This is a genomic window from Mycobacterium sp. (assembly GCF_035274705.1).
Taxonomy (GTDB): domain Bacteria; phylum Actinomycetota; class Actinomycetes; order Mycobacteriales; family Mycobacteriaceae; genus Mycobacterium.
The window spans coordinates 42,874-66,579 of record NZ_DATENY010000103.1; the positions used below are offsets into that span (position 1 = coordinate 42,874).

The 23,706-nt window shown below is 66.8% G+C and carries 22 protein-coding genes and 1 pseudogene; 19 read left to right on the forward strand and 4 right to left on the reverse strand.

The features are described 5' to 3' along the window. Nucleotides 1-11: 11 nt before the first annotated feature. From VJV41_RS21935 to VJV41_RS21950, 4 genes are read left to right on the forward strand one after another with little or no spacing between them, the layout of a single operon-like run. On the forward strand, nt 12-3,323 hold the full coding sequence (locus VJV41_RS21935) for a transglutaminase family protein (protein ID WP_325337191.1): 3,312 nt from the start codon (nt 12-14) through the stop codon (nt 3,321-3,323). Continuing rightward, the gene (locus tag VJV41_RS21940; RefSeq protein WP_325337193.1) at nt 3,323-5,956 is read left to right on the forward strand and encodes a circularly permuted type 2 ATP-grasp protein; all 2,634 of its coding nucleotides are present in this window, start codon (nt 3,323-3,325) and stop codon (nt 5,954-5,956) included. The genes VJV41_RS21935 and VJV41_RS21940 overlap by 1 nt, the downstream gene beginning before the upstream one ends. Continuing rightward, nucleotides 5,953-6,876, forward strand: coding sequence for a transglutaminase family protein (locus VJV41_RS21945; protein WP_325337195.1), 924 nt, complete (start codon nt 5,953-5,955; stop codon nt 6,874-6,876). The genes VJV41_RS21940 and VJV41_RS21945 overlap by 4 nt, the downstream gene beginning before the upstream one ends. Next, nucleotides 6,869-7,915 (forward strand): zinc-binding metallopeptidase family protein, encoded by a 1,047-nt coding sequence (locus VJV41_RS21950; RefSeq protein ID WP_325337197.1) that lies wholly within the window; start codon nt 6,869-6,871, stop codon nt 7,913-7,915. The genes VJV41_RS21945 and VJV41_RS21950 overlap by 8 nt, the downstream gene beginning before the upstream one ends. Before the next feature lie 98 nt (nt 7,916-8,013). On the opposite strand, the gene VJV41_RS21955 is transcribed toward VJV41_RS21950, so the two are convergent. After that, entirely contained in the window at nt 8,014-8,592 is a 579-nt protein-coding gene (locus VJV41_RS21955) for a hypothetical protein (protein WP_325337198.1), read from the reverse strand. A gap of 23 nt (nt 8,593-8,615) precedes the next feature. On the opposite strand from VJV41_RS21955, the gene VJV41_RS21960 reads away from it, so the two are divergent. The 4 genes from VJV41_RS21960 (at nt 8,616) to VJV41_RS21975 (ending at nt 11,825) form a co-directional block, all read left to right on the forward strand. Further along, nucleotides 8,616-9,449, forward strand: a complete 834-nt coding sequence (locus VJV41_RS21960) for a DUF3097 domain-containing protein (protein ID WP_325337199.1) — start codon at nt 8,616-8,618, stop codon at nt 9,447-9,449. Between the two features lie 20 nt (nt 9,450-9,469). Then, nucleotides 9,470-10,813, forward strand: coding sequence for a replication-associated recombination protein A (locus VJV41_RS21965; protein ID WP_325337201.1), 1,344 nt, complete (start codon nt 9,470-9,472; stop codon nt 10,811-10,813). Nucleotides 10,814-10,992: 179 nt separating this feature from the next. Then, a complete protein-coding gene (locus VJV41_RS21970) occupies nt 10,993-11,355 on the forward strand; it encodes a metalloregulator ArsR/SmtB family transcription factor (protein WP_325337203.1) in 363 nt (120 codons plus the stop codon). Continuing rightward, entirely contained in the window at nt 11,352-11,825 is a 474-nt protein-coding gene (locus VJV41_RS21975; RefSeq protein ID WP_325337205.1) for an SRPBCC family protein, read from the forward strand. Before VJV41_RS21970 ends, VJV41_RS21975 begins: the two co-directional genes overlap by 4 nt. Nucleotides 11,826-11,890: 65 nt before the next feature. Here the strand turns inward: VJV41_RS21975 and VJV41_RS21980 are convergent, their stop codons facing one another. Both VJV41_RS21980 and VJV41_RS21985 read right to left on the reverse strand, forming a co-directional pair. After that, nucleotides 11,891-12,196, reverse strand: a complete 306-nt coding sequence (locus VJV41_RS21980; RefSeq protein ID WP_325337207.1) for a GlsB/YeaQ/YmgE family stress response membrane protein — start codon at nt 12,194-12,196, stop codon at nt 11,891-11,893. A 108-nt stretch (nt 12,197-12,304) separates the two neighbouring features. Then, nucleotides 12,305-12,928: a hypothetical protein gene (locus tag VJV41_RS21985; RefSeq protein WP_325337209.1), complete on the reverse strand. Its 624-nt coding sequence runs from the start codon at nt 12,926-12,928 to the stop codon at nt 12,305-12,307. A 126-nt stretch (nt 12,929-13,054) separates the two neighbouring features. On the opposite strand from VJV41_RS21985, the gene VJV41_RS21990 reads away from it, so the two are divergent. From VJV41_RS21990 to VJV41_RS22010, 5 genes are all read left to right on the forward strand, one after another. Continuing rightward, nucleotides 13,055-13,480, forward strand: coding sequence for a secondary thiamine-phosphate synthase enzyme YjbQ (locus tag VJV41_RS21990; RefSeq protein ID WP_325337211.1), 426 nt, complete (start codon nt 13,055-13,057; stop codon nt 13,478-13,480). A 125-nt stretch (nt 13,481-13,605) separates the two neighbouring features. Continuing rightward, on the forward strand, nt 13,606-16,296 hold the full coding sequence (alaS, locus tag VJV41_RS21995) for an alanine--tRNA ligase (RefSeq protein WP_325337213.1): 2,691 nt from the start codon (nt 13,606-13,608) through the stop codon (nt 16,294-16,296). Nucleotides 16,297-16,299: 3 nt separating this feature from the next. Then, complete coding sequence (gene ruvX, locus VJV41_RS22000) at nt 16,300-16,818, forward strand: Holliday junction resolvase RuvX (RefSeq protein WP_325337215.1); 519 nt, start codon at nt 16,300-16,302, stop codon at nt 16,816-16,818. Next, complete coding sequence (mltG, locus tag VJV41_RS22005; RefSeq protein WP_325337217.1) at nt 16,811-18,055, forward strand: endolytic transglycosylase MltG; 1,245 nt, start codon at nt 16,811-16,813, stop codon at nt 18,053-18,055. Before ruvX ends, mltG begins: the two co-directional genes overlap by 8 nt. A gap of 13 nt (nt 18,056-18,068) precedes the next feature. After that, nucleotides 18,069-18,860, forward strand: coding sequence for a shikimate dehydrogenase (locus tag VJV41_RS22010; protein ID WP_325337219.1), 792 nt, complete (start codon nt 18,069-18,071; stop codon nt 18,858-18,860). On the opposite strand, the gene VJV41_RS22015 is transcribed toward VJV41_RS22010, so the two are convergent. Next, nucleotides 18,805-19,701, reverse strand: a complete 897-nt coding sequence (locus tag VJV41_RS22015; protein ID WP_325337221.1) for an EamA family transporter — start codon at nt 19,699-19,701, stop codon at nt 18,805-18,807. The two genes, VJV41_RS22010 and VJV41_RS22015, sit on opposite strands and share 56 nt — an antisense overlap. 23 nt (nt 19,702-19,724) lie before the next feature. Here VJV41_RS22015 and VJV41_RS22020 point away from each other — a divergent pair, with 23 nt between their 5' ends. The 6 genes and pseudogenes from VJV41_RS22020 to VJV41_RS22045 form a co-directional block, all read left to right on the forward strand. After that, the gene (locus VJV41_RS22020) at nt 19,725-20,156 is read left to right on the forward strand and encodes an A24 family peptidase (protein ID WP_325337223.1); all 432 of its coding nucleotides are present in this window, start codon (nt 19,725-19,727) and stop codon (nt 20,154-20,156) included. Nucleotides 20,157-20,265: 109 nt separating this feature from the next. Further along, on the forward strand, nt 20,266-20,643 hold the full coding sequence (locus VJV41_RS22025; protein ID WP_325337224.1) for a nuclear transport factor 2 family protein: 378 nt from the start codon (nt 20,266-20,268) through the stop codon (nt 20,641-20,643). Beyond that, the gene (locus VJV41_RS22030) at nt 20,640-21,134 is read left to right on the forward strand and encodes a DUF3237 domain-containing protein (protein WP_325337226.1); all 495 of its coding nucleotides are present in this window, start codon (nt 20,640-20,642) and stop codon (nt 21,132-21,134) included. The genes VJV41_RS22025 and VJV41_RS22030 overlap by 4 nt, the downstream gene beginning before the upstream one ends. A gap of 75 nt (nt 21,135-21,209) precedes the next feature. Continuing rightward, nucleotides 21,210-21,842, forward strand: coding sequence for a helix-turn-helix domain-containing protein (locus VJV41_RS22035; RefSeq protein ID WP_325337229.1), 633 nt, complete (start codon nt 21,210-21,212; stop codon nt 21,840-21,842). A gap of 24 nt (nt 21,843-21,866) precedes the next feature. After that, nucleotides 21,867-23,078: a chorismate synthase gene (gene aroC / locus VJV41_RS22040; protein ID WP_325337231.1), complete on the forward strand. Its 1,212-nt coding sequence runs from the start codon at nt 21,867-21,869 to the stop codon at nt 23,076-23,078. Then, nucleotides 23,078-23,584, forward strand: a pseudogene (locus tag VJV41_RS22045) (shikimate kinase); the annotation flags it as partial. The gene aroC and the pseudogene VJV41_RS22045, both read left to right, overlap by 1 nt. Between the last annotated feature and the right edge of the window lie 122 nt (nt 23,585-23,706).

Consider the following 23,706-nt stretch of genomic DNA (forward strand, 5'->3'; position numbering starts at 1 on the left):
GTGATCGCCACATGGGCATCAAGGTGGCGCTGGAGCATCGCACCAGCTACACATTCGACCGGCTGGTCGAGGTGTATCCGCATGTCGTTCGCCTGCGTCCCGCGCCGCATTCGCGTACCCCGATCGAGGCGTACTCGTTGCAGGTCGAGCCCGCCGACCACTTCGTCAACTGGCAGCAGGACGCCTTCGGCAATTTCCTGGCCCGCCTGGTATTTCCCACTCGCGCCCGCAGCCTGACCATCACCGTCGGCTTGATCGCCGACATGAAGGTGATCAACCCCTTCGACTTCTTCATCGAGGAATACGCCGAACAGATCGGATTCGATTATCCCAAGGCGCTCGCCGAGGATCTCAAGCCCTACCTTCGGCCCGTCGACGAGAACGACGAAGGATCAGGTCCCGGCGATCTTGCCCAGGCATGGGTGAAGAACTTCTCCGTCGCACCCGGCACCCGCACGATCGATTTCCTGGTCGCAGTCAATCGAGCGGTGAACGCCGACGTCGGCTACAGCGTGCGAATGGAACCGGGCGTGCAGACACCGGATTTCACCCTTCGCACCGGAATCGGCTCGTGTCGTGACTCGGCCTGGCTGCTGGTGTCGGTCTTGCGGCAACTCGGTCTTGCGGCGCGTTTTGTATCGGGCTATCTCGTCCAACTGACCTCCGACATCGAGGCGCTCGACGGGCCGTCCGGGCCCGCTGCGGACTTCACGGACCTGCACGCCTGGGCCGAGGTGTACATCCCCGGCGCGGGCTGGATCGGGCTGGATCCGACGTCGGGCTTGTTCGCCGGCGAAGGTCACATTCCGCTTTCGGCCACACCGCATCCGGAGTCCGCGGCGCCGATCACCGGTGCGACCGAACCGTGCCAGACCACGCTGGACTTCTCCAATGTCGTGACCCGCGTGCACGAGGATCCGCGCGTCACGCTGCCCTATACGGAAGCCGCCTGGGGTGCGATCTGCGCGCTCGGCGCCCGCGTCGATGAACGACTGGCCGCAGGCGATGTCCGCCTGACCATCGGGGGAGAGCCGACGTTCGTCTCGATCGACAACCAGGTCGACCCGGAGTGGACCACCGAAGCCGACGGCCCGCACAAACGCCAGCGTGCCTCGGCGCTGGCGGCTCGGCTGAAGAACGTGTGGGCCCCGCAAGGCCTGATCCAGCGCAGCCAGGGCAAGTGGTATCCAGGAGAACCTTTGCCGCGCTGGCAGATTGGACTGCTGTGGCGTACCGACGGCGAACCGCTGTGGCGCAATGACGCGTTGCTTGCGGACCCGTGGCCTTCTGGAGCCGAATCGCTCGCGATCGCTCCCGACGCCGGACAACAAGTGCTGGGTGCGATTGCGGACGGCCTCGGCCTGGCCGCGTCGCAAGTACGGCCGGCCTACGAGGACCCGCTCAGCCGGCTCGCCGGCGCGGTGCGTCAACCGGAAGGCGACCCGGTCGCGGCCGACGACGATCTGGAGGCCGACGCCGCAGACGCGCGCGCAGAGCTGCTGTCCAGGCTCGAGGAGCCCGTCACCGAACCCGCAGCCTATGTGCTGCCGCTGCACCGCCGCGACGACGAATCTGGCTGGGCGAGCGCCGACTGGAAGCTACGGCGTGGCCGCATCGTGCTGCTCGAAGGGGATTCGCCGGCGGGTCTCAGGCTGCCGCTCAGCTCAGTCAGCTGGCATCCGCCACGTGCGACGTATGACGGCGACCCGCTGCCTCGTCGCGGTGCCCTGCCCGTCGAACCTCCAGCCGAGGCCGCCGCGGTCGAGGACGCCGACTCCGCACCCACCACCGCGATGGTGGCCGAGGTTAGACAAGGGCTGCTCTACGTCTACATGCCGCCCACCGAGGAGCTCGAACACTTCGTCGACCTGATCAGTCGGATCGAGGCCGCCGCGGCCAAGGTGGACTGTCCCGTGGTGGTCGAAGGCTACGGCCCGCCGCCGGACCCGCGGATCACCTCGATGTCCATCACTCCCGACCCAGGCGTCATCGAGGTCAACGTGGCGCCGACGGCCAGCTTCGCCGAGCAGAAACAACAGCTGGAAACCCTTTATCACGAGGCGCGGCAGACTCGGTTATCTACAGAGTCATTCTCCGTCGACGGCACCCATGGCGGTACCGGCGGCGGCAACCACATCACGCTGGGCGGCATCACACCCGCCGACTCGCCGCTGCTGCGGCGGCCCGATCTGCTGGTATCGCTGCTGACGTACTGGCAGCGCCACCCGTCGCTGTCCTACCTGTTCGCGGGCCGGTTCATCGGGACAACCTCGCAGGCGCCGCGGGTCGACGAGGGCAGGGCCGAGGCGCTGTACGAACTCGAGATCGCGTTCGCCGAGATTGCCCGGCTGAGTTCGACGACGCCAAAGCCGTGGATCACCGACCGCGCGCTGCGCCACCTGCTGACCGACATCACCGGAAACACGCACCGCGCCGAGTTCTGCATCGACAAGCTCTACAGCCCGGATTCCGCCCGCGGCCGGTTGGGTCTGCTGGAGCTGCGCGGCTTCGAGATGCCGCCGCACCACCAGATGGCAATGGTGCAGTCGCTGCTGGTGCGCTCGCTGGTGGCGTGGTTCTGGGACGAACCGCTGCGGTCCCCGCTGATCCGCCATGGCGCCAACCTGCATGGCCGATACCTGTTGCCGCACTTCTTGATTCACGACATCTCCGACGTCGCGGCCGATCTGCGCGCGCACGACATCAACTTCGACACCAGCTGGCTCGACCCGTTCACCGAGTTCCGGTTCCCGCGCATCGGGACCGCGGTGTTCGACGGCATCGAGATCGAGCTGCGCGGCGCCATCGAACCCTGGAACGTCCTCGGTGAGGAATCCTCCGCAGGCGGCACCGCCCGCTACGTCGACTCGTCGGTGGAGCGCATCCAGGTCCGGCTCATCGGCGCGGACCGGCACCGCTATATCGTCACCGCCAATGGTTACCCGATACCGCTGCTGGCCACCGACAACCCCGACATTCAGGTTGGCGGGGTGCGGTTCCGTGCTTGGCAGCCGCCCAGCGCACTGCACCCCACCATCACGGTTGACGGGCCGCTGCGCTTCGAGCTGGTCGACTCGGTGACCGGCATGTCACGCGGTGGCTGCACCTATCACGTGTCCCACCCCGGCGGCCGCTCGTACGACACGCCGCCCGTCAACGCCGTCGAAGCCGAATCCCGGCGGGGCCGCCGGTTTGAGGCGACAGGTTTCACGCCGGGCACCCTCGACTTGTCGGACATCCGCGAGAAGCAGGCGCGCCAATCCACCGATGTCGGCGCGCCTGGCATTCTCGATTTGCGACGAGTGCGTACCGTTCTGCAGTAATGGCTCTTCCCGCCCCGGATACGCACGATGTCGACAACCTGCTGATCCGGTACCGCACCGCCCGGACGCAACAGGCGCTGTTCGACGTCCGTCCCGGGACCAGCACCGGGTACGACGAATTCGTCGACGCCGCAGGCAATGTCCGCCCCGCCTGGCAGGAACTGGCCGAATGCGTCGGCGAACGGGGTCGCGGCGGTCTGGCCCAGCTGCGGGCCGTCGTGCGCGGTCTCGTCGAGAACGACGGCATCACCTACATCGAGGTCGACCGCCACGGTGACGCCATCACAAACGGTGACGGAACGGCGGAGCCGGGGCCGTGGCACCTCGACGCGCTACCACTTCTGATCTCCGCTTCGGAGTGGGACACGCTGGAATCCGGTCTGGTGCAACGCTCCCGGCTGCTCGACGCGGTGCTTGCCGACCTGTACGGGCCACGTCACTCGGTGACGAGCGGGGTGCTGCCGCCGCAGCTGCTGTTCGCCCATCCGGGATACCTCAGGGCGGCGCAGGGAATCGAGGTGCCCGGCCGGCATCAGTTGTTCGTGCACGGATGTGACATCAGCCGCGCCGCCGACGGCGGCTTCCGCGTGAACGCGGACTGGACCCAGGCGCCGTCGGGGGCCGGTTATGCGCTGGCCGACCGGCGGGTGGTCGCACATGCGTTCCCCGATCTCTACGAGCGGATCGGGCCGCGGCCCGCTTCGCCGTGGGCGCAGGCGCTACGGCTGGCGCTGATCGACGCCGCGCCGGAGTCGGCCGAGGAGCCGGTTGTCGTGGTGCTCAGCCCCGGCACCTATTCCGAGACCGCGTTCGACCAGGCGTATCTGGCCAGTGTGCTGGGCTTCCCACTGGTGGAAAGCGCGGATCTGGTGGTGCGGGACGGCAAGCTGTGGATGCGCTCGATGGGCACGCTGAAGCGGGTCGACGTCGTGTTGCGGAGGGTGGACGCCGAATACGCCGATCCGCTTGACCTGCGGGCAGATTCGCGGCTCGGTGTCGTCGGGCTGGTCGAAGTGCTCCGCCGTGGCGCGGTAACCGTCGTCAACACATTGGGCAGCGGTGTGCTGGAAAGCCCTGGGCTGCTTCGCTTTCTGCCCGAGTTGGCCGAGCGCCTGCTGGGTGAGACGCCGCTGCTGCCGACGGCGCCGCTGTACTGGGGCGGCATCAACACCGAGCGATCACATCTGCTGACCAACCTGTCGTCGCTGTTGATCAAGCCGGTGACCGGCGGCGGTCCGATCGTCGGTCCAGGGCTGTCGGCCGCACAGCGCGAGTCGCTGGCTGCCTGTATCGAGGCCACACCGTGGCAGTGGGTCGGCCAGGAACTGCCGCAGTTCTCGTCGGCGCCGACCGACTACTACTCCGGCGGGCTGTCCTCGGCCAGCGTCGGCATGCGGTTGTTCACCGTCGCGCAGCGTGGCGGGTACGCGCCGATGATCGGCGGCCTGGGGTATCTGCTGGCGCCGGGCAACGCGGCGTATCGATTGAATACGGTTGCTGCAAAAGATATTTGGGTGCGCACACCGACGCGGGTCACGGCCGAGCGGATTCCAACCGCGGTGGACCTTCCCGTGATGACCCCGAGCCCAACCCGCGCTGTCAGCTCGCCACGTGTGCTGTCCGACCTGTTCTGGATGGGCCGCTACGCCGAACGCGCGGAGAACATGGCCCGGTTGCTCACCGTCACCCGCGAGCGCTGTCACGAGTACCGCTATCGCCGGGAGATGGAAGGCAGCGAATGCGTGCCGGTGCTGCTGGCCGCGCTCGGGCATATCACCGGAACCGACACCGGCGCCGGCGGCGACTACGCGGAAATGGTGGCGACGGCGCAGTCGACGTTGTGGTCGTTGACCGCCGATCGGCACCGCGCCGGCTCGCTCGCGCAGTCGGTCGAGCGGCTGGGGCTCGCGGCCCGTGCGGTGCGCGACCAGATGTCGAACGACACCTGGATGGTGCTCGCCGCGGTGGAACGAGCGTTGTTACATGCGCCGGATTCCCCGCCCGACTCGCAAACCGAGGGTGAGGCGTTCCTGTCGTCGACGAACAACCTGACGTTGGCCGGCATGCTGGCGCTCTCAGGTGTCGCGGCCGAGTCGATGGTGCACGACGTCGGCTGGACAATGATGGACATCGGCAAACGGATCGAGCGCGGAATCGCCCTGACGGCGCTGCTGCGTGCGACCCTGACAAGGGTCCGCAGCCCCGGCGCTGAGCAAACCATCACCGAGTCCGCGCTGGTGGCGTGCGAGTCGTCGGTGATCTATCGGCGGCGGACTCTGGGCAAGGTTAGTGTGGCTGCTGTGGCGGACCTGGTGCTGTTCGACGCCGAGAACCCGCGCTCGCTCGTCTACCAACTCGAGCGGCTGCGGGCCAACCTCAAGGCGCTGCCCGGGTCGTCGGGTTCGTCGCGGCCCGAGCGGATGGTCGATGAGATCAGCACGCGGCTACGCCGCCTGGACCCGGCCGGTCTCGAAGACGTCGACGACGGCGTACGCAACCGGCTGGCCGGCCTGCTCGACGGGATGCACCGCGATCTGCGTGAGCTGTCCGGCGTCATCACGGCGACGCACCTGTCCCTGCCCGGCGGCATGCAACATCTGTGGGGTCCCGACGAGCGGCGCCTGGTGCCATGACCGACGGGCCCATCTCGTCGGGGTCGATTCGGTGCTATCAGGTCACGCACCGCACGGTCTACCGCTACTCCGATGTCGTCACCAGTTCGTACGGACGCGGATTCCTCACGCCGCGCGACTTGCCACGCCAGCGCTGTCTGTCGCACGAGTTGGTGATCGAGCCCGAGGCCGCCGACAGCTCCACCAGCCGCGACGTCTACGGCAACATCAGCTCGTATTTTCATGTCACCGAGCGCCATCAGACGCTGTCGATCACCAGCGAGTCGGTTGTCGAGGTGGATCCGCCGCCGCCGGAGCTCTACGGCGGAGGATCGGCGCGCGCACCGTGGGAGATCGCCCGCCCGGTCGGTCTCGACGGTGCGCTGGCCACCGAATTCACTCTCGACCTGCAGCCGCCTGAGATCACCGACGAGCTACGGGCATACGCCGCACCGAGTTTCGAACCCGGCCGGCCGTTGATCGAGGTGCTTCGGGACCTCACATCGCGGATCTACTCCGACTTCACCTATCGGTCGGGCTCGACGACGGTTTCTACGCAGGTCGCCGAGGTTTTGACCGCGCGGGAAGGGGTATGTCAAGACTTCGCGCGGCTGGCCATCGCCTGCCTGCGCGCCAACGGGTTGGCGGCGAGCTACGTCTCGGGATACCTGGCGACCGACCCGCCGCCGGGAAAGGAACGGATGATCGGCATCGACGCGACGCACGCCTGGGCGTCGGTGTGGACGCCGCAAAACCAGTGGCTGGGTTTGGATCCCACCAACGATCAGATGGTCGACGAGCGCTACATCATCGTCGGCTTCGGCCGCGACTACGCAGATGTTCCGCCGTTGCGCGGCATCATCTACACCGACTCCGAACGCAGCATGATCGACGTCGCGGTCGACGTCGCTCCCTACGAAGGCGGAGTGCTGCGTGCGTGATTTCAACTGCCCCAACTGCGGTCAGCGACTGGCGGTCGAGAACTCGCTGTGCCTGTCCTGCGGCAGTTCGCTCGGATTTTCGCTTCCCGATATGGCGCTGCTGGTCATCGCGTCAGGCGTCGAGAGTGAGCACGGCGGCGCGGTCGACTCCGCCGAATACCAACTGTGCGCGAACCTTTACCTGGCCGAATGCAATTGGCTCGTCGAGAAAGGTCCAGTCCGGCAGCTGTGCGCGTCCTGCCGGCTCACCCGAACCCGGCCCAATGACACCGACACCAAGGCGTTGGCGGCGTTCGCGGCCGCGGAGAAGGCCAAACGTCGGCTGATCGTTGAACTGCACGAACTCAAGTTGCCGATCGTCGGCCGTGACCAAGACCTGCAGTACGGCTTGGCATTCGACTTGTTGTCCAGCGAATTCGAGAAGGTGGTCACCGGCCACCACAACGGCGTGATCACGCTCGATCTCGCCGAGGGCGACGACGTGCATCGCGAGCAGCTGCGGGTGGAGATGAGCGAGCCGTACCGCACGCTGCTCGGGCACTTCCGTCACGAGATCGGGCACTACTACTTCTATCGGCTTGTCGGCCCGTCACGGGCGTACTCGGAGCGGTTCGGCGAGTTGTTCGGCGATCCGGACGCCGACTACCAGGAGGCACTGGACCGTCATTACAGCGAGGGCGCGCCAGCGGGCTGGGAAGACAACTACGTGTCCTCCTATGCGGCGATGCATCCCGCCGAGGACTGGGCCGAGACGTTCGCGCACTACTTGCACATCCGCGACACTCTGGACACCGCAGCGGCGTTCGGTTTCGCACCGGCTGGCGCCACGTTCGAGCGACCTTTCCTGGGGCCCAGCGGTTTTGACACGATCATCGAGATGTGGCTTCCGCTGGCGTGGGCACTGAACATGGTGAACCGCTCGATGGGCAAGGAGGATCTCTATCCGTTCGTGCTGCCGCACGTCGTGCTCGAAAAGATGCGGTTCATCCATACCATCATCGACGAGATCACGTCGGATCCAGCCAAACTCACTGCCTGATCTGCCACGAGCGACCGCGTCGGGGGTGAACTCGAACCGAAGGAAGCCGCCGACGACATCCGGTTGGCGTGCCATCTGTTGGCGCGAGATGCGTTCGACTAGGCCGTGAGTCGCAGAAATGTCTTGCCGCGCGGCGACAACCGATATCCGACGTCGAGGCTGATGGTCAGCCCCAGCCCTTTGAGCTGGCGCACCCGCCGCTTGAACCGCGGCACCTCCAGTCCGACGCGTGCCGCCAGGTCGGGAGCGCGGACCGCATCGTTGTTCCGGACCATCTCCAGATACTGCCGCGTCCATGGGGTTTCGGCCGCAGCGTCCCAGCGGTCCAGCCGGGCGGCTATCGCGTCGACGTCTGCTTCGGAGAGGCGGTCGTCGGCGGCGAGGTCGGGTCGCTCGTCGGGTGCCAGGTACGACACTGCGATCACGTATGTGTGGCGTGCCGGACGGCGGTCGAGTTCCTTCTGCGCGCTCGTGGCATCCGGATAGCCCGCCGCACGGGCCTGCGCGGCCGTCACTCGGTAATTGCCCGGGTATTCGGTGACGCCGTCGATCCGGATCGTGCCCGCGATCGTGCGCTGCGCGCCGCCGGGTTTGGCGCGCGGCGCGTCCCATCGCCGCAACACGAGTGTGATCGTTCCGATTGCGATTCCCTCGGCCGTGTCGCGGTTGAGCAGCACGCGTCTGACCCTACGATCACGCGGTGGCTGATCGCTATGGCTCCGACATCCTCGCCAACAACCCGCACCGCAAGCCCCGCTCCACCGAGCAGCCCGTTGAGCTCGGCATGGTCGTCGAGGATGCCCAAACCGGTTACGTGGGTGCGGTGGTCCGGGTCGAGTACGGCCGGATGGAACTCGAGGACCGGCACGGCCGCCGCAAACCATTCCCGGTCGGCCCGGGCTATCTGATCGACGGCAAACCGGTCATTCTCACCCCACCACGAAGGCAAGCGCCTAAGGCGCCGACTCGCACGGCGTCGGGCTCCGTGGCCGTACAGGCCAAAGCGAAGGTCGCGTTGGCCAGCCGGATCTACGTCGAGGGCCGCCACGACGCCGAACTCGTCGAGCAGGTGTGGGGAGACGACCTGCGCGTCGAGGGCGTCGTCGTCGAACACCTCGGCGGCGTCGACGATCTCGTCGGGATCGTGGAGGAGTTCCGGCCCGGCCCCGGCCGCCGACTCGGTGTCCTCGTCGACCATCTCGTCGCGGGCTCAAAGGAGTCCCGCATTGCCGACGCGGTCAGGCGTGGTCCCGGCGGCCCGCACACGCTTGTCGTCGGGCATCCCTTCATCGACATCTGGCAGGCGGTCAAGCCCGGCCGGCTCGGCATCTCAGCGTGGCCGGTCGTGCCTCGCGACGTGGAGTGGAAGCACGGGGTGTGCGGCGCGCTTGGCTGGCCCCACACGCAGCAGGCCGACATCGCCCGGGCCTGGCAGCGGATACGAAGCCGCGTGCGCGACTGGAACGACCTCGAGCCGGCGCTGATCGGCCGCGTCGAGGAGCTGATCGACTTCGTGACCCAACCGACGTCGTAGCCACGTGGTAAGCAGAGATCGTGTCCGACGGTCTGTTTGACGTCCCCGGCGCGCCGAGTTCGACCGCGGGCGGCCCTGTCGGCGCATCGGCGCCCCTGGCCGTCAAGATGCGCCCGGCGACGCTCGACGAGGTGGTCGGGCAGGACCACCTGCTGAAACCGAACTCACCGCTGCGCCGGCTGGCCGAAGGTTCGGGCGCGGCGTCGGTGATCCTCTACGGCCCGCCGGGGACCGGTAAGACGACGCTCGCGGCGCTCATTTCGCAGGCCACGGGCCGCCGGTTCGAGGCATTGTCGGCGCTGTCGGCCGGGGTCAAGGAGGTCCGAGCGGTCATAGAAAAGGCCCGCGTGGCGCTCCTCCATCATGGCGAGCAGACCGTGCTGTTCATCGACGAGGTGCATCGGTTCTCCAAGACCCAGCAGGACGCGCTGCTCTCGGCCGTCGAGAACCGCATCGTGCTGTTGGTTGCGGCCACCACCGAGAACCCGTCGTTCTCCGTGGTCGCACCGCTGCTGTCGCGGTCGCTGATCCTGCAACTGCAGCCGCTCGGCGCCGATGACATCCGCACGGTGGTGCGGCGCGCCATCGACGACCCGCGTGGTCTGGGCGGACAAATTGAGGTGACCGACGACGCCGTAGACCTGCTGGTGCAGTTGTCGACGGGCGATGCCCGGCGCGCGCTGACCGCGCTGGAAGTGGCATCCGAAGCAGCCGGAGCGGCGGGCGTCCGAATAAGTGTCGACATCATCGAGCAGTCGCTGGACAAGGCTGCCGTCCGCTACGACCGCGACGGTGACCAGCATTACGACGTCATCAGTGCCTTCATCAAGTCGGTCCGCGGCTCCGACGTCGATGCCGCCCTGCACTACCTGGCCCGGATGCTGGTGGCGGGGGAGGACCCACGCTTCGTGGCTCGTCGGCTGATGATCCTCGCAAGCGAGGACATCGGCATGGCCGACCCGACCGCGCTGCTGACCGCCGTGGCCGCCGCGCAGACCGTGCAGTTGATCGGCATGCCCGAGGCCCAGCTGACGCTGGCGCATGCCACCGTGCATCTGGCCACCGCGCCGAAGTCCAACGCGGTGACGACGGCGCTGGGCGCGGCGATGGGCGACATCAAGGCGGGCAAGGCTGGTCTGGTGCCTGCCCATCTGCGCGACGGGCACTACTCCGGGGCTTCTGCCCTGGGCAACGCGATCGGCTACAAGTACGCACACGACGACCCGGATGGTGTTGTGGCGCAACAGTATCCGCCAGACGAGGTGGTCGGTGTGGACTACTACCGCCCGACCAGCCACGGCGCCGAGCGTGAGATAGCAAGCCGGTTGGACAAACTGCGCGCCATCATCCGCAAGAAGCGCTGACTTCTCTTCCGCCCGCGGTGGGCACATCACCCGTCACGCAGATCCACGTTTTGGCGGCCGCTACTCCCCACATCCTTTGCAAAACGTCGGTTTGAGTGACAACTGAGCCCTTGACACTCGCCAAATCGGCTCCTACATTGGTAGTCAACCAAATGATTGATCAATAATAAGGTTGATAAATGGGGAGCGATGGAGATGAAGACGCCCGGCTGGACCGCGCCTTCATGGCGCTGGCCGATCCAGTTCGGCGCGCGATCGTGGCGAAGTTGTCCCGCGGTCCGGCCACGGTCAACGAGTTGGCCGCGCCCTTCGACATCACGAAACAGGCGGTGTCCAAGCACATTCAGGTGCTCGAGCAGGCGGGGCTGGTCACCCGGACCCGCGACGCGCAGCGACGGCCAGTGCACCTGGACGCGGGCGCGCTGGAGCGGCTGACGGGATGGATCGACCGGTATCGCCTTGACGCCGAACGCAATTACCGCCAGCTGGACGCCCTGCTGGCGGGCATGACCGACAACAACACGGAAGGAACCGACCGATGACGAACGCGCTGGACCTGCACGCACCCGTAGACACTCTGGCCATGGAATTCACCCGCGAGTTCGACGCTCCGGTGGAGGCACTGTTCCGGGCACACGCTGAGCCGGACCTGGTCAAGCAGTGGCTCGGACCGCGTGACCTCGAGATGACGATCGAGCACTGGGACTTCAAGACCGGAGGCGGCTACCGCTACGTGCACAAGGCCGATCGCGGTGAATTCCGTTTCAACGGCGTGTACCACACGGTGCGGGAGAACGAATTCATCATCCAGACCTTCGAATTCGAGGGTGCGCCGGACATGGTGAACATCGAGTTCATGTGGTTCGAGGATCTGGGCGGTGGCCGCAGCCTGCTGCGGGGCCGGTCGATCTGCCCGAACGTCGAGGCCCGTGACGGCCTGCTGTCGTCGGGCATGGAGGGCGGCATGACCGAGGGCTACGAGAAGCTCGACGAGCTCCTGAAGTCTCGCTGATCACTACGCGGAGATAGGGGATCCCGGCTGGCTGGTGCCAGCCGGGATCGCCGGGGTACATCAGGTCAGCGCATGAGGCCGGAACGCCTCCGGCCAATTACGCCGGTCCGTCGACCCAGCAGCGCCGAGACCAATGCCACGCCGATGGCCGCGACGATGACCTGGACCAGAAGTTTCAGCCAGTCGATGCCTTCGGTGGCGGTCGGAATGCTCAGGGCGCGGGCGATCGCGGTGCCGATGAACGCCGAAATGATGCCGACGCCGATCGTGATTAACCAGCCGATGGGCTGCTTACCCGGGACGAGCAGTCGGCCGATGACGCCGACGACGATGCCGATGAGAATTGCACTGACAACGCCGGTGATGGTCATTTCTCCTCCAGGGGTATGCGACTGGCACTGAGATACCCCTGCCCATCCTTGAATAAACGCTCGCGTAAATCTGCCGGGCTCGGCGGTTGGAAGAGGGACCGAACGGCGTCAGGCCATCTCGGGCACCCGCAGATGAGCCAGTGCCAACTCGAACTCGCCGACGTCGAGCACGTCAGCGCCCAGTTCTCTGGTCCGCGCATTGCGCAATTCGGTCGCCTTGTCCCGGTCGCGATCCATGGCCTCGCGGCTGTCGAACGTCGCCGACGACACACCGCGCCCGGACGAGCGGTTGATCAGCAGGCTCGCACTGCAGAATCCCTCGAGGCCCTCCAGGGACGGCAGGACAGAGTCCTTGTAAAACTCGAGGGCTCGGTCGGACTGATCTGACGGCATCCGTATCCAGGTGGCCCGGACACAGGAGCCGTCACGCGAGTGATGGTCACGGTGCAGGACCCCGATCTCCCACTCTTCGACCTTCTCGACACTGCCGCCGAACCTCTCCGCCGCTTGGCTGCGAAGCTGGTTCGCCTTATCCGCGGCGGCGCGCATCGCGTCTTCCGTCTCGTAGGCGGCGGTGATGATGCAGCGACCGGACTCCCGGTCGACCAACAGCGATATGCCGACGTACCCGTCGACGTTCTCGAGTTCGCGCATCAGATCGTCGCGCATGTAGGCAATTCCATTGTCGATCGACGAGGTTTGCGCCTGAATCGTGGTCGAGCGTGCATGCACTCAACCCACCCCCTTGCATCGGGGCAGCGCCCCGGCGGCGCTACCGTGCATTCATTAGCTTGCTACCGGCGAGCAGACCTTTCAATGGATACTCCGCAAACGCAAATGGGGTATTTCCCAGCGCAAATGAGCCATCCGTACCCTGGAGGCGTGGACACCGACGTTCTCGACATCGACACAGCGCGCAGACGGGTCGTCGACGTGACCGACCCGGTGCGAAAGTTCTGCGCCGAGCGCGGTGACGGTCTGCTGAACGTGTTTGTGCCGCACGCCACAGCCGGCGTCGCGATCATCGAGACCGGAGCCGGATCCGACGACGACCTTGTCGACATCCTGGAACAACTGCTGCCGCGCGACGACCGCTATCGCCACGCCCACGGTTCGAGAGGGCACGGTGCCGACCACGTGCTGCCCGCGCTGGTGGCGCCGTCGGTGACGGTGCCGGTGCAGGATGGCCAGCCCCTGCTGGGCACCTGGCAGAGCATCGTCCTCGTCGACCTGAACACGGACAATCCCCGACGCCAGGTCCGGATGAGCTTTCTGAATGGCTAGGCCGGCACTGGACGGCGCGCCGGTTCGTTGACTTTTTAGTGCGACAACAGCGACCGGTACTGTAGTGCGGTCGAATAGTCGCAGGTAATTGCGAAACCACCTAGAACGATGAGGACAGTACGAACGTGCAGACACACGAGATCAGGAAGCGTTTCCTCGATCATTTCGTGAAGGCGGGCCACACCGAGGTGCCCAGCGCTTCGGTGATCCTCGACGACCCCAATCTGCTGTTCGTCAACGCCGGCATGGTGCAGTTCGTGCCGTACTTCCTCGGTCAGCGCACGCCGCCGTATGCGACGGCGACCAGCATCCAGAAGTGCATCCGCACACCCGACATCGACGAAGTCGGCATCACCACACGGCACAACACCTTCTTCCAGATGGCGGGCAACTTCTCGTTCGGCGACTATTTCAAACGCCGCGCGATCGAGCTGGCGTGGACGCTGCTGACCAATCCGGTTTCCGAGGGTGGCTATGGATTGGAACCCGAACGGCTTTGGGCCACAGTCTATTTAGATGACGACGAAGCCGTCGGCCTGTGGCAGGAGGTGGCCGGGCTGCCGGCTGAGCGCATTCAGCGGCGAGGCATGGCCGACAACTATTGGTCGATGGGCATCCCCGGTCCGTGCGGCCCGTCGTCGGAGATCTACTACGACCGCGGCCCGGAATTCGGCGTCGACGGGGGTCCGGTCGCCAACGAGGACCGCTACATCGAGATCTGGAATCTCGTGTTCATGCAGAACGAGCGGGGCGAGGGCACCAGCAAAGAGGACTTCGAGATCCTCGGCCCGCTGCCGCGCAAGAACATCGACACCGGCATGGGCGTCGAGCGGGTGGCGTTCCTACTGCAGGGCGTGCACAACGTCTACGAGACTGACCTGCTGCGCCCGGTCATAGATGTCGTGGCCGCACGCGCACCACGTGGCTATGACGTCGGCAATCACGCCGACGACGTGCGCTATCGGATCATCGCCGACCACAGCCGTACCGCCGCGATCCTCATCGGCGACGGGGTGAGCCCGGGTAACGACGGCCGCGGCTACGTGCTGCGCCGGCTGCTGCGCCGCGTGATCCGCTCGGCCAAACTGCTCGGCATCGACACCCCGATCGTCGGCGAATTGATGGCGACGGTGCGTGACGCGATGGGTCCGTCGTATCCGGAACTGGTCAGCGATTTCGATCGGATTCACCGCATCGCGGTCGCCGAGGAGACGGCGTTCAACCGCACGCTGGCGTCGGGCTCGCGGCTGTTCGACGATGCCGCCCGCTCGACGAAAGCATCTGGCGCCACGGTCCTGTCGGGCACTGACGCTTTCACGCTGCACGATACCTACGGCTTCCCGCTGGAGCTGACCCTCGAGATGGCCGCCGAGGCGGGTCTTTCGGTCGACGAGGAGGGCTTCCGCGGCTTGATGGCCGAGCAGCGTCGGCGTGCCAAGGCCGACGCGGCCGCCCGCAAACAGGCCCATGCCGATCTGTCGGAATACCGCGACCTGGTCGACGCCGGATCGACCGAGTTCACCGGCTTCGACGAATTGGCTTCCGAAGCAAAGATTCTCGGCATCTTCGTCGACGGTAAGCGGGTACCGGTAGTGGCGCATGACGGCCATGGCGCCGATCGCGTCGAGCTGATCCTCGACCGCACACCGTTCTATGCCGAGGCCGGCGGCCAGATCGCCGACGAGGGCAGCATCATGGGGACCGGCTCGACTGGGACATCCAGGGCCGCAGTGAGCGACGTGCAGAAAATCGCCAAAACGCTATGGGCGCACCGGGTCAATGTCGAGTCCGGGGAATTCGTCGAGGGCGACACCGTCATCGCCGCCGTCGACCCACGCTGGCGCCACGGCGCGACGCAAGGCCATTCGGGCACCCACATGGTGCATGCCGCGCTGCGACAAGTACTGGGCCCCAATGCCGTTCAGGCCGGCTCGCTGAACCGGCCGGGCTATCTGCGATTCGACTTCAACTGGCAGGGCGCGTTGACCGACGACCAGCGGACCCAGATCGAGGAAGTCACCAACGAGGCCGTCGAGGCCGACTACGCGGTGCACAGCTTCACCACCGAACTGGACAAGGCCAAGGCGATGGGCGCGATGGCGTTGTTCGGTGAGAACTATCCCGACGAGGTCAGGGTGGTCGAGATCGGGGGGCCGTTCTCGCTCGAGCTGTGCGGTGGCACGCATGTCGATAGTTCAGCCCAGATCGGCCCGGTCACCATCCTCGGTGAGGCGTCGGTGGGCTCGGGTGTGCGCCGCGTCGAGGCCTACGTCGGCCTGGACTCGTTCCGCCACCTTGCCAAGGAACGCGCGCTGATGGCGGGGCTGGCGTCATCGCTGAAGGTGCCGTCGGAAGAGGTTCCGGCGCGCGTGGCCAATCTGGTCGAGCGGCTACGCGCCGCGGAGAAGGAACTCGACCGGATGCGACTGGCCAACGCGCGGGCAGCCGCAGCAAATGCCGCCGCTGGCGCGGAGCAGATCGGTAAGGTCCGTGTCGTGGCGCAGCGGATGGCCGGTGGTATGTCGGCGGCGGATCTGCGCACGCTCGTCGGCGACATCCGAGGCAAGCTGGGCAGCGACCCGGCCGTCGTCGCGTTGATCGCCGAAGGCGAGAACGACACCGTGCCCTTCGTGGTGGCGGTGAATCCGGCCGCGCAGGACATCGGTCTGCGCGCCAACGAGTTGGTGAAGCAGTTGGGTGCGGCGGTCAATGGTCGTGGGGGCGGCAAGGCCGATCTGGCACAGGGTTCCGGTAAGGGGGCGGCGGGTATTGACGCGGCATTGGCCGCGCTGCGCGCAGAACTAGGCCGGAGTTAGCCTGTGGCCCACGCCGATGACCGTCTACCGGATCGTCCTGGAGGCTCACTTCGACCCCCAGACCCCGGACGCGGACGACGGCTCGGTATCGACGTGGGCTCCGTCCGCATCGGGGTGGCCGGCAGTGACCCGGACGGGATCCTGGCCACACCGGTGGAGACGGTGCGCCGCGACCGGACAGATAGACACGTGCGCCGGCTGGCACGGCTGGTCAACGAACTGGAGGCGGTTGAAGTGGTGGTGGGTCTCCCACGCACACTCGCTGACAGGTCCGGCGCATCCGCACGCGATGCGATTGAGCTTGCCGACCAGTTGGCGGCGCGCATCGCGCCAACGCCGGTGCGGTTGACCGACGAACGACTCACGACTGTGGCGGCGCAACGGTCACTGCGGGAGGCCGGCGTCCGCGCCAAGGGGCAGCGGGCAATGATCGATCAGGCTGCGGCAGTAGGAATCTTGCAGAACTGGCTGGACCAGCGGCGCGCGGCTTTGGCCGGGCACGGAGAGGTCGGGGATGGCTGACAATTGGGGCCGGGACCGCGCAAATCCTGTGGCGGTCGGACCGCCGCGGCGCCGGATGACCCGCGCGGACCGGATACGGCAGGCACGCAATCAACGGAAGCGGCGCATCGGTCGCGGCTTCGTGCTGGCCATGCTGATCGTGGTCGTCGTGGGCGCGGTGTTCATGGGTTCGAAGTTGTGGCACACGGTGTTCGGCTCGGGCAACGACTATTCCGGCGACGGCGTCAACGATGTGGTCATCCAGATCCACGACGGCGATTCCACCACCGCGATCGGCAAGACGCTGCTCGACCGCAAGGTGGTGGCGACGGTCTCGGCGTTCGTCGACGCCGCGCAGGGCAATTCGGCCATCTCGGCCATCCAGCCAGGCTATTACAAGGTCCGCACCGAGATTCCGGCATCGAATGCCGTTGCGCGGCTCGCCGATCCGCAGAATCGCGTCGGGAAGTTGGTGATTCCTGAGGGGCGCCAGCTCGACGATATCCAAGACGTCAAGACCAACGCGGTCACCGAGGGCATCTTCAGCCTGATCTCGCGCGCGACGTGTGTGAACCTCGACGGTGATCGCCATTGCGTGACGGTGGATGATCTGCGCAAAGCCGCGGGCAGTGCCGCGCCATCGGCGCTTTCGGTGCCCGACTGGGCTACGGGTGCGGTCAATGCGTTGGGTGGCGACCATCGCCGGCTGGAGGGGCTGATCGCTCCTGGGACTTGGAACATCGACCCGTCCGCGTCGCCGCAGGATATCCTGTCGACTCTGATCGGTACCAGCGCAACGCAATACGCGCAGGGCGGCCTGCTGGACACCGCCAAGGCGATGAACATGTCGCCGTATCAGATCCTGACCGTCGCGTCGCTGGTGCAGCGAGAATCCAAGCCCGACGACTTCTCCAAGGTCGCACGAGTGATCTACAACCGGTTGGCCGAGAACAGAACCTTGGAGTTCGACTCGACGGTGAACTATCCGCTGGACCGGATCGAGGTGGCCACGACCGACGCCGACCGCGCTCAGCACACCCCGTGGAACACCTATGTGCGACCGGGCCTGCCCGCCACACCCATCTGTTCGCCCGGTCAGCCGGCGCTGGCGGCCGCCGAACAGCCCGCGGCGGGGGACTGGTTGTACTTCGTCACGATCGACCTGCAGGGCACGACGCTGTTCACGCGGGATTACCAGCAGCACCTCGCGAACATCGAACTGGCCAGACACAACGGTGTCCTCGACTCGGCACGATAGGCGGCCCGCCGCCGTGCCGTGTAGCGCACGCAGGGCGGCGGTGCTGGGATCGCCGATCGCGCATTCCCGGTCGCCGCAGTTGCATCTGGCGGCCTACCGCGCGCTGGGGCTGGATGGCTGGACCTACGAGCGGATCGAGTGCACCGCGGCGGAACTACCCGGGCTGGTAAGCGGTTTCGGGCCGGAATGGGTGGGCGTGTCGGTGACGATGCCCGGTAAGTTCGCGGCGCTGCAGTTCGCAACCGAGCGCACCCTACGGGCTGAACTGGTCGGCGCGGCCAACACATTGGTGCGCACGCCGGACGGCTGGCGGGCCGACAACACGGATATCGACGGTGTGATTGGCGCACTCGGTGAGGTCGCGGGGCGGGCCGCGGTTCTCGGCTCGGGAGGCACTGCACCCGCGGCCGTCATCGGCCTGGCAGAGCTTGGCGTGCAACATATTTCGATCGTCGCCCGCAATCCTGACAAGGCGGCGCCGCTGCTCGACCTCGGCGGTCGCATCGGTGTCGAAACCCGCTGGGTCCAACTGGGTACGCCGCTTGCCGACGTCGACGTGGTGGTGAGCACGTTGCCGGCAGACGTTGCGGCGCAGCACGTGACGACGCTGGCGGCGACGCCGTTGCTGCTGGACGCGATCTACGATCCGTGGCCGACCCCGCTTGCCGCAGCGGTCGAGGCGGCGGGCGGTCGGGTGATCAGCGGGCTGCAAATGCTGCTGAACCAGGCCTATACGCAGGTGGAGCAGTTCACGGGGCTGCCTGCGCCCAAGGAGGCGATGAGGGCCGCGGTCGGCGATCTCTAGCCGAGCGCACCGCGCCGATGCTGGCCACCGTCACCAGCACGATCGCCACATACCCCGTCACCGCAAGGTGCTGCCCAAGGATCAGCCATCCCGCCACGGCCGCCACGACCGGCGACAGGCACGTCAGGATCGCGAAGGTCTCCGGCGGTAGTCGGCGCAGCGAAATCAGCTCCAACGAGTAGGGGATCGCCGATGACATCACTCCGACGGTCACCCCAAGCCCCAATACCTGCCACCGCAGCGCGCTGTCCGGATCGAGTGTGATCGCCGCGAACGGTGCGATCACGAACGCGCCGATCGCTGTCGCGAGAGCCAGCCCGTCAAGCTTGGGGAAGTCGGATCCGGCTCGGGCCGTGGCCAGGATGTAGCCCGCCCAGCTCACGCCCGCGCCCGAGGCGAACCCCAGCCCGACAGGGTCGACATGACCGACCCGAATGCCGGTGAGGCTGAGCAGCGCGACGCCGAGTAGGGCGAGCAGGGCCCACAGCCATGCGGTCCAGCGTCGGCTGACCGCGACGGAAAGAGCCAGGGGGCCAAGGGCTTCGATAGTGACGGCAACGCCGAGTGGAATGCGGGTCAGCGAGTAGTAGAAGCACACGTTCATCACCGTGACCGTGGCGGCAAGTGCGACTGCAGACATCCATGCCCTGCCGGACAACCCGCGCAGCCGGGGTCGGACCGCCACGCAGAGGATCACGCCGGCAACAAGGAGTCGGGTGAAGACGGCTCCGATCGCGCCCAACGATGCGAACAGTCCGACGGCGAACGCCGCACCCACTTCCTGGCTGATCGCTGCAACCACCACGAGCAGCGCCGGGCCGATTGGTGACCGTCGGTGCACGGAAACGAGGTTAGTCTCCGTAGATGGGGGCGGGGGTGGCAGGCGTCTGTGTGCTGGCGTGGCTTGCGATGCTGAGTGCCTATGACATTCGTCAAGCGCGACTGCCGAATTGGCTGACACTACCGGGCGCGGCGGTGATCCTCGCGATGGCCGCTGTGCATGGACGCGGTGTCTCAGCCTTGCTCGGTGCGGTGGCGCTGTTCGTCATGTACGTACTCGTGCACCTGATCTCGCCTGCCGCGATGGGAGCCGGCGATGTCAAGCTGGCGATCGGGATCGGCGCGCTGACCGCTTCATTCGGCGGCGACGTATGGCTGCTGGCCGCGCTCGGTGCTCCGCTGTTGACCGCGGGGTGGGCCGTCGTCGCCTGCGTGTGCCGATCGGCTCAGACTGTGCCTCATGGCCCATCGATGTGCCTGGCCGCGGCGACCGCTACGGCGCTGGCCGTGATCTAGCCCGACTCAGGACGGCGATCGCGTGCAGGTCGAAGCGTGGCCGACTCTGCCACCGTTGCAGCGGATTACGCGCTTGCATACCCAAAGTAGGTTAATACATACTCGGGGTATGCAAATCCTCGAGCACGACCTGAAAGCGATATCTGAGCGATATTTCGCCGCGTGGGCGGCACACGATCCGGACGCGATCGTGGCGCTGCACACCGACGACACCCAGTTCTGGACGCACCTCGGCACCGGACCTGTGTACGGTCGCGACGCGGTCCGCGAAGTGTTCGCCGAGATCTTCGAGCGGTTTCCCGATTTCTCGTGCGAGGCCTACCGCGTGCTCTACGGCGAAAACCATTGGGTGCTCGACTGGGCGCTGGTCTCCGGCGACATCCGCTTCGACTGCCTCGACGTCGTCGACATTTCGCCCGACGGCCTGGTCGCCCGCAAGGACACCTTCATCGACGAGGTTCAGCTGCAAGCGGCGGTAGGCAAATGACGATCACCTACAACCACGCGGACCAGCTGCCGCTCGTCACTGCTCTGCCTGTCGAGCACTTGTTCGACATGCACGTCAATCGTGAACCGGCACAGGCGATTCCGACTCCCGTTGGCACCCGGATGACGTTCATCACGACGGGCGGCGTCATCGACGGACCGCAACTACGCGGCGAGCTGCTGCCGGGTGGGGGAGACTGGCTGCTGGTCGGCAGCGACGGTGTTGGCCGGGCCGACATCCGCGCGACGATTCGTACCCACGACGGCGCGCTCATCCACTACGAGAGCCGCGGCATCATCAAGGTGCCCGCCGACGCCCTCCAACGCCTCGCCGCCGGAGAACTGTTGCCGTTCGACGAGGCGTACGTGCGGACCACGCCGAAGTTCGAAACGGCCGACGAACGCTACGCATGGCTCAGCGAGGTGGTGGCATTGGGCTATAACGTGTTGTCGCCCAACCACATCGACTACCGCATCTACCGGGTGCTCTGAGGGTGGACCAGGCACGGCTGGCCGAGGGTTCGAATCGGGTGGTCCGCCGCTGATCGCGTTGGAGCCGGCGACGGCATGACGACCGGCTATGGTCAGGCCGTGGCGACCAGGGTGGCGAGACGAACCCAGGCTGAGCGCACGGAGGCCACCACCACGGCGCTCGTCGACGCAGCGCGTGAACTCTTCGCGCGCGACGGCTACGACGCCACGTCGCTGTCGGCGGTGGCGGCCCGGGTCAACGTGACGAAGGGTGCGGTGTATCACCACTTCGACGGCAAGCGGCAGCTCTTCGAAGCGGTGTTCACACGCGAGGTCGAGCGGATGGCGACGCCGGTGGCGGCGGCCTATGGCCGAAAGAAGGACCCGTGGGATGCCTTCCAGGCCGGCTGTCGTGCCTTCCTTGACGAGTGCCTCGACCCTGATGTGCAACGCATCGTCCTGCTCGACGCGTTCACCGCGCTCGGGTGGGAAGAGGTCCGGCGCCTGGAAGCTCCGCTTATCGAGATGATGGAACTCGGCATATCGCGCGCGGTCGAAGCGGGCCGTATCGCCAAGCGCCCGCCGGGTCCGCTCGCCAATTTTCTCTACGGCGCGCTCTGCGAGACCGCGATGATCGTCGCCCGCGCCGACGACCAGAAGGCCGCCCATCGGCAGGCCGTCTCCGAGATCGCCAGCATCATGGACGGCCTCGCGATTTCGGCTGGCTAAAGCCGACGTGGGAAGATGGGACGCGTGTTGCGTTGGACCACAGCTGGTGAATCCCACGGCCGCGCGTTGGTGGCCATGGTCGAAGGCATGGTCGCCGGTGTGCACATCACGTCGAAAGACATCCAGGGCCAGCTAGCCCGCCGCCGCCTTGGCTACGGCCGCGGCGCCCGGATGAAGTTCGAACAAGACCAGGTCACCGTGCTTGCCGGTGTCCGGCACGGCGTCACGCTCGGCGGCCCGATTGCCATCGAGGTCGGCAACACCGAATGGCCGAAATGGGAAACGGTGATGGCTGCGGATCCCGTCGATGCGGCCGAGCTCGAGGACAGCGCCCGCAATGCGCCGCTGACCCGGCCGCGGCCCGGTCACGCCGACTACGCCGGCATGCTCAAGTACGGCTTCGACGACGCCCGCCCAGTGCTGGAACGCGCCAGTGCCCGCGAGACCGCGGCCCGCGTCGCGGCAGGAACCGTCGCCCGGGCATTCCTCAAGGAGGCCCTCGGTGTCGAGGTGCTCTCCCACGTGATCTCCATCGGCGCGTCCAAGCCCTACAACGGCCCGCCGCCGCAGGCCGCAGACCTCGCCCGGATTGATCAAAGTCCCGTTCGTGCGTTCGAAGAAGCCACTGAGCAGCTGATGATCGCCGAGATCGAGGCCGCCAAACGCGACGGCGACACGCTCGGCGGCGTCGTCGAGGTCGTCGCGAACGGGCTGCCGATCGGGCTGGGGTCGTTCATCAGCGGCGACAACCGTCTCGACAGCCAGCTGGCCGGCGCCGTCATGGGTATCCAGGCGATCAAGGGCGTGGAGATCGGCGACGGCTTCGAAACCGCGCGCCGCCGCGGCAGCGTCGCGCACGACGAGATGTATCCCGGCCCCGACGGCGTGATGCGCTCGACCAACCGGGCCGGCGGGCTGGAAGGCGGCATGACCAACGGCCAGCCGCTGCGGGTGCGCGCCGCGATGAAGCCGATCTCGACGGTCCCGCGGGCGCTGGCCACCGTCGACATGGCGACTGGGGACGAGGCCGTCGCGATCCATCAGCGCTCCGATGTGTGCGCAGTGCCCGCCGCCGGCGTGGTCGTCGAGACGATGGTCGCGCTGGTGCTGGCGCGTGCCGCGCTGGAGAAGTTCGGCGGCGACTCGCTGGCCGAGACGCGCGCCAACATCGAGACTTACCTGCGTGCCGTGTCACTCCGCGAACCGTCAACGCGGCCCGCTCAGGCTTCGGGCTGATGGCTCCCAAGGCGGTGCTCGTCGGGCTGCCGGGGTCCGGCAAGTCCACGATCGGCCGGCGCCTGGCCAAGGCGTTGGACACCTCACTACTTGACACCGACGCCGCGATCGAGCAGACCACCGGCCGCACCATTCCCGACATCTTCGCCAACGACGGCGAGCAGGAGTTCCGCCGCATCGAGGAGGGCGTGATCCGCGATGCGTTGCAAACGCATGACGGCGTGCTGTCGCTTGGCGGCGGCGCCGTGACCACTCCGGGCGTGTGCGAGGCGCTGGCCGGCCACACCGTCGTCTACTTGGAGATCAGCGCCGCCGAGGGCGTGCGCCGCACCGGCGGCGCCACGGTCCGTCCGCTGTTGGCAGGCGGCGACCGCAGTGAGAAGTTCAAGGCGCTGATGTCCCAGCGGGTTCCGCTGTACCGGCGGGTCGCCACCATTCGCGTCAACACCAATCGCCGCAATCCCGGCGCGGTGGTGCGCTACATCGTCGAGCGCCTGGAGAATCCGGACGCACCGAAGCCACAGCGCCGGCGACGCCGGCCGTCGTGGCGCCGCGCCCCGTCGTCGTTGACGCCCCAGCCGACCAACGAGGCTCCGCCTTCACCAACCGCACTGGCCGCCAAGAAAGG